Raw genomic sequence first — 5519 nt, 5'->3', positions numbered from 1 at the left:
GGCCGCCGCCGATAGGCTGGCGCAGGCGGGGTGCCAGCCGGGGCAGAGCCTGTGGCTCGACCGCGACAAGGCGGCGGACCTGTTCTTCGCCGCTGACCCGCTATCCGGGCGCGCGGCACTGGCCGATATCGGGCAGGGCATCGACGTGATCGTCCAGCCGGTCGAGGGGCGCGAGAAAAAGCTGCTGATCGCCGACATGGATTCTACCATGATCACCGTCGAGTGCATCGACGAACTGGCCGACTATGCCGGAATCAAGCCGCAGATCGCCGAGATCACCGAGCGGGCGATGCGCGGGGAGCTGGATTTCGAAGGCGCGCTGCATGGCCGTGTCGCGCTGCTCAAGGGCTTGGCCGACAGCGCCATCGACCAATGTCGGCAGGAGCGCGTGGTCATCATGGGCGGCGCGAAAGCGCTGGTCCGCACGATGAAGGCGCGGGGCGCGCGGACCTTGCTGGTGTCGGGCGGCTTCACCCGCTTTACAGGGCCGGTGGCGGCCGAGATCGGCTTCGACATGCATGTCGCCAATGTGCTGGAGATTGCCGACGGCGCGCTACTGGGCAGCGTCACTCGTCCGATCGTCGATGCGGCGCGCAAGCGGGCGGAACTGGAAGCGGCCATCGCGGGTGGTATTGATCGCGCCCTGACCCTGGCGGTGGGCGACGGCGCGAACGATATTCCGATGATCGAAGGGGCAGGGCTGGGCGTCGCCTATCATGCCAAGCCGGTGACGCGCGCCGCCGCCGCGGCCGAGATCGTCCATGGCGACCTGTCGGTGCTGCTCTATGCGCAAGGGATCGCGTCGGCCGATTGGGTTGTCGACTGAGGTCGTCCCCGGCCTGGACCTTTGCATCACCCTGCACGACCCGTTCAATGGATGCCTGCCGTCATCCGCGCTTTTTGTTCAATGGATGCCTGTCAGCATCCATAGGGCCATCGCCACCATCATCACATTTTCGGTGAGCGACACGAAGCCGAGCGGGACGTTGCTGCTGCCGCCGACGCAGGCGCATTTGAGCGTGCGCTTTTCGAGATAGACGGCCTTGACCACCGACACCGCGCCGATGCCGCCGATGGTGAGCGCGACCGGGATCGACAGCCAGTCGAGCGTGCGCGTGAGCATCAACACGCCGGCGCCCAGTTCCAGGAACGGGTAGGCGCGGCCATAGGGGGGAAGGCATCGGGCGAGCAGGTCATAGTTCAGGAACATCGTCGCGAACCGATCGACATCCTGCAATTTCAGCATGGCGAGCAGCATCATGGCGATGGCGATGAAGCGTTCGACCGTGACGAAGGCGATGAGCGGGGCGAAGGTCAGCCAGTTGACCGCCAGCGCCAGCAGCGCGGCCACCGCGAACACGGCGAGGACGGGCACATAGCTGGTCGCGTCGGGATCGCGCAGCTTGAGGCCCAGGAAGCGGCGCAGATCGTCATGGCCGCCGATCCGCTGGCCATCGATGAATATCTGCGGCGTGGTCTTGACGTCATGCGTCGCCTTGAACGCATCGGTTTCGGCGCGGCTGGTGAGCCAATGATCCTCGACCTGGTAGCCGCGTCGCTTGAGCAGCCAGCGCGCCTTGATACCATAGGGACAGATATGGTCGGGCATCACCATGCGGTAGATGGCGGCGGATCGAGCTTGGGTCATGACGGCATATCCTTGGGCAAAGGGGGCATGCCACCCATATAGGGTGCGGACCATGGTACGGAGTCAAGGGATGAGCATGACGATTTCTGCACTTGCGCGCAGCAGCGGGGTCGGGGTGGAGACGGTGCGCTATTATCAGCGGCGCGGCCTGCTCGCCACGCCGGAGCGGGGCGAGGGCATCCGGCGCTACGATGCGGCGGACGCGCGGCGGCTCGGCTTCATCCGGGGCGCGCAGCGGGCGGGCTTCACGTTGGAGCAGATTGGCGAACTGCTGCATCTGGATGCGGGGCAGGATCGGGCGCGGGCGCGGGAATTGGCGTCGGAACGGATCGCGGCGCTGGACGCGAAGATCGCCGAGATGCAGGCGGCGCGTGCGGCGCTGGAGCGGTTGGCGCGGCAATGCCATGCGTCGGACGAGGGGCCATGCCCGATCATCGCGGCGTTCGAGGGGTGAGCTATTCCAGCCCGGAGACTAGCCCGTCGATGGCACCCTGAAGGATATAGCTCGCCGCCAGCTTGTCGACCAGCACGTCGCGGCGGGCGCGGCTGGCGTCGGCCTCGATCAACGTGCGGGTGACCGCCTGGGTTGACCAGCGTTCGTCCCAGAGCAGGACCGGCAGGCCGAAATCCGCAAGATTATGCGCGAAGGCGCGGCTTGACTGGCTGCGCGGGCTGCCGGTGCCGTCAAGGTTGAGCGGCAGGCCGATGACGATGCCCTTGACCTGCTGCTGCGTGATGAAGGCGGCCAGCAACAGCTTGTCCTTGCTGAATTTACCGCGCGTGATGGTGTGGGCGGGACTGGCGATCGACCAGCGCGCGTCGCACAGCGCGAGGCCGATCGTCTTGGTGCCGACATCCATGCCGACCAGGCGGCCGCCTTCGGGCAAAGCCTCGCGAAAGGCGACGCGATCCGTCGTTACCAATGGCATGTTATCGGGCTGTCACTTCTTCTGAAAGGCGGCGAGCCTTTGTTGCGCATCGGCGCGGACATTGCCCCAGAACAGGCTGTAATCATAGACATGATAATTATTGCCGGGCAGGGTGAACGGCCCCATGTCAACCGGCTCGCCGATCATCAGCACGCCGCTGGTGTCGCAGCGCGCGGGGACGATGCCGGTCAGCAGCTTGGGCGGCTGGCCCTGCTCGCGCGCGTCGAGCGTGCCCTTGTTGGCGCTGGCCGGGGCCGCGCCGTTGAACGCGCCGGTGATGGGGTTGGTGCAGAGCATGTGCGTGCCCTTGCGGGGCTTGCCGGTATAGCCGGTCCTGCGCTCGAAACTTTCGACCACGGCGGACGGATCGGCGGGTTCGGCATAGCTTTGCCAGCTGACGATGCAATGGGACTGGGCCGCGCGGGCGCAGGCGGGCAGGCCGAGCGCGGGCAGATCGGCCTCCACCGAGACCGGCCAGCCGACGGCATAGACCGCCGCCACCCGATCTGCGACGGGCTTGCCCGCGACTTCCTCGCGCAGCAATTGCATCAAATGGCGTGACCCCTGGCTATGCCCGGCGAGCATCAACGGCCCGGTCGGGTTGGCCGCGAGGAAGGCGGCAAAGGCCTGGGCAACGTCGCGATAGGCGGCGGCCAGTGCCTTGTCACCGGCGGGCTTGTCGGTCAGGAACGCGCCATAATTGGCCTGGCGATAGCGTGGTGCCCAGACGGTGCCTGCCGCGTTGAAGGCGCTGGCCTGGCTCATCACGAAGCGGCGGGCGGTGGCGTCAGCTTCCTTCTCGCCCAGCGCGGCATTCCAATGAGCGTCGCCAAAGGTCGTGATATAGCTGGTCGGGTGGATGAAGAAGATCGCGGCTTTGGGCAGCGTCGCGGGAAGGGTGACGCCTGCGGGCGTCCAGAGCGCCGGATTATTCTGCGTGATGTCCGGGCGGGCGACCCACATTTTGGGGTCGGCATAGGCGTTGGCGGGCAGGGGCGCGAGTTCGGTAAATTCTTCGCGCGGCACCATCACCGCACGGATCAATTGCATGCCCCAGATCGCATAGATGGCGAACGCCGCGATCACCAGAACCACGAGGGTTGCGATGACATAGAGAAATTTGCGGGCCACCCATGCTCTCCGATTTGCAAGGGCGACGCAGCCCCCATTTGCGCGCCCCTGTCTTACGCAAGCTACCGGCGTGCGCAAGAGGCGCGAAACCGGCTTGAAGCGGAGGGAAGCGGGTGGTAGCGGCATGGCCCATGTCGATAGACCTTCAGACCGTAAAAAAGATCGCCAGCCTCTCGCGCATTTCGGTGAGCGATGCCGAAGCCGAGGCGATGGTGCCCGAACTCAACAACATCCTTGGCTGGGTGGAGCAATTGGGTGAAGTGGACGTCAGCGGCGTCGAGCCGATGACTGCCGTCATCCCCAATCACCAGCGCCTGCGCGACGACGTCGTGACCGACGGCAATGTCCGCGACAAGGTGCTGGCGAATGCGCCCCAGGCCGAACATGGATTTTTTGCGGTGCCGAAAGTTATCGAGTGATGCGTATCACTCCCCCGTTCGCCCTGAGCCTGTCGAAGGGCTCTGCCGACCGGAGGGAGGCTGCTTCGCTTCGCTCAGCAGAAGGCTTCGACTTCGCTCAGCCCGAACGGGATAAAGATTTTGACTGACCTTACAGACCTTACCGTAGCCGAAATCCGCGACGGGTTCCGCGCAGGCGATTTTTCCGCGCGCGAAGTCGCCGAGGGCTTCAACGCCAATGTGGCCGCGGCCAAGGCGCTCAACGCCTTCATCGTCGAAACGCCGGAAAAGGCGCTGGAAGCCGCCGATGCCGCCGACAAGGCGCTGGCGGCGGGCGACGTGAAGCCGCTGTCGGGCGTGCCGATCGGCATGAAGGACCTCTTCTGCACGCAGGGCGTGCAGACCACGGCGGCCAGCCACATGCTCGAAGGGTTCGTGCCGACTTACGAGTCGACCGTGTCCGCCAAGCTGTGGGATGCGGGCGCGGGGATGCTGGGCAAGCTGAACCTCGACCAGTTCGCCATGGGATCGTCCAACGAGACCAGCTATTATGGCAACGTCATCAGCCCGTGGAAGCGCGACGGCGGCGACAATTCGGCCTTGGCCCCCGGCGGTTCTTCGGGCGGGTCGTCGTCCGCGATCGCGGCGCGGCTTTGCCCGGCGGCGACCGGCACCGATACGGGCGGATCGATCCGCCAGCCCGCCGCCTTTACCGGCATCAGCGGCATCAAGCCGACCTATGGCCGCTGCTCGCGCTGGGGCATCGTCGCTTTCGCCTCGTCGCTCGACCAGGCCGGGCCGATGGCGCGGACCGTGCGCGACAATGCGTTGCTGCTGGAGGTGATGGCCGGGTTCGACCCCAAGGATTCGACCTCGCTCGACCTGCCGGTGCCGCAGTGGGAGGCGGGATTGTCGAGCAATCTCAAGGGTAAGACGGTCGGTATTCCCAAGGAATATCGCCCCGATGGCCTGAACGCGGAAATCGCCGCGCTGTGGGATCAGGGGATTGCCTGGCTCAAGGACGCTGGCGCGACCGTGGTGGAGGTGTCGCTGCCGCATACCAAATATGCGCTGCCGACCTATTATATCATCGCGCCCGCCGAAGCCTCGTCTAACCTCGCCCGCTATGACGGCGTGCGCTATGGCCAGCGCGACCTGCCCGATGGCGCAGGCCTGCAGGACATGTATGCCGCCACCCGCGCCGCTGGCTTCGGGCCGGAGGTCAAGCGCCGCATCATGATCGGCACCTATGTCCTGTCGGCGGGCTTCTACGACGCTTATTATACGCAGGCCCAGAAGGTCCGGGCGCTGATCGCGCGCGATTTCGATCTGGCCTTGGAACAGTGCGACCTGCTGCTGACCCCGACCGCGCCAAGCGCGGCGTTCACGCTGGGCGAGAAGCAGGCCGATCCG

At 65.8% G+C, this 5519-nt stretch carries 7 protein-coding genes; 4 read left to right on the top strand and 3 right to left on the bottom strand.

Features of this window, described 5'->3' with window-relative positions:
• On the top strand, positions 1 to 826 hold an 826-nt coding region (serB, locus tag IL54_RS20725; protein WP_156106341.1), incomplete at its 5' end, for a phosphoserine phosphatase SerB.
• 78 nt (positions 827 to 904) lie between these two features.
• Here serB and IL54_RS20720 read toward each other — a convergent pair.
• The gene (locus IL54_RS20720) at positions 905 to 1648 is read right to left on the bottom strand and encodes a glutaredoxin family protein (protein WP_037480647.1); all 744 of its coding nucleotides are present in this window, start codon (positions 1646 to 1648) and stop codon (positions 905 to 907) included.
• Positions 1649 to 1718: 70 nt separating this feature from the next.
• Here IL54_RS20720 and IL54_RS20715 point away from each other — a divergent pair, with 70 nt between their 5' ends.
• The gene (locus tag IL54_RS20715; protein ID WP_037480051.1) at positions 1719 to 2102 is read left to right on the top strand and encodes a MerR family transcriptional regulator; all 384 of its coding nucleotides are present in this window, start codon (positions 1719 to 1721) and stop codon (positions 2100 to 2102) included.
• Between the two features lies 1 nt (position 2103).
• Here the strand turns inward: IL54_RS20715 and ruvX are convergent, their stop codons facing one another.
• Positions 2104 to 2577 carry a Holliday junction resolvase RuvX gene (ruvX, locus tag IL54_RS20710; protein ID WP_037480049.1) on the bottom strand — a complete coding sequence of 158 codons (474 nt, stop codon included), beginning with the start codon at positions 2575 to 2577 and terminating at the stop codon, positions 2104 to 2106.
• Positions 2578 to 2589: 12 nt separating this feature from the next.
• Complete coding sequence (locus IL54_RS20705; RefSeq protein WP_037480047.1) at positions 2590 to 3708, bottom strand: DUF3089 domain-containing protein; 1119 nt, start codon at positions 3706 to 3708, stop codon at positions 2590 to 2592.
• 131 nt (positions 3709 to 3839) lie between these two features.
• Between IL54_RS20705 and gatC the strand changes: the two genes are divergently transcribed.
• Together gatC and IL54_RS20695 are read left to right on the top strand one after the other, a co-directional pair.
• On the top strand, positions 3840 to 4127 hold the full coding sequence (gene gatC / locus IL54_RS20700) for an Asp-tRNA(Asn)/Glu-tRNA(Gln) amidotransferase subunit GatC (RefSeq protein ID WP_037480044.1): 288 nt from the start codon (positions 3840 to 3842) through the stop codon (positions 4125 to 4127).
• 120 nt (positions 4128 to 4247) lie between these two features.
• Positions 4248 to 5519: amidase family protein (locus IL54_RS20695; RefSeq protein WP_037480645.1), on the top strand; the 1272-nt coding region annotated here is incomplete at its 3' end.

Origin of the sequence: Sphingobium sp. ba1, from assembly GCF_000743655.1 — a bacterium.
Taxonomy (GTDB): Bacteria; Pseudomonadota; Alphaproteobacteria; order Sphingomonadales; family Sphingomonadaceae; genus Sphingobium.
Note: the sequence above shows the minus strand (reverse complement) of the source record. Positions and strands in the feature narration are given on the sequence as shown.

What these genes read in the sequence shown, in the direction of transcription:
- IL54_RS20720 (WP_037480647.1), bottom strand. Translation starts at nt 1,648, where the DNA reads ATGACCCAAGCTCGATCCGCCGCCATCTACCGCATGGTGATGCCCGAC.
- IL54_RS20715 (WP_037480051.1), top strand. Translation starts at nt 1,719, where the DNA reads ATGAGCATGACGATTTCTGCACTTGCGCGCAGCAGCGGGGTCGGGGTG.
- ruvX (WP_037480049.1), bottom strand. Translation starts at nt 2,577, where the DNA reads ATGCCATTGGTAACGACGGATCGCGTCGCCTTTCGCGAGGCTTTGCCC.
- gatC (WP_037480044.1), top strand. Translation starts at nt 3,840, where the DNA reads ATGTCGATAGACCTTCAGACCGTAAAAAAGATCGCCAGCCTCTCGCGC.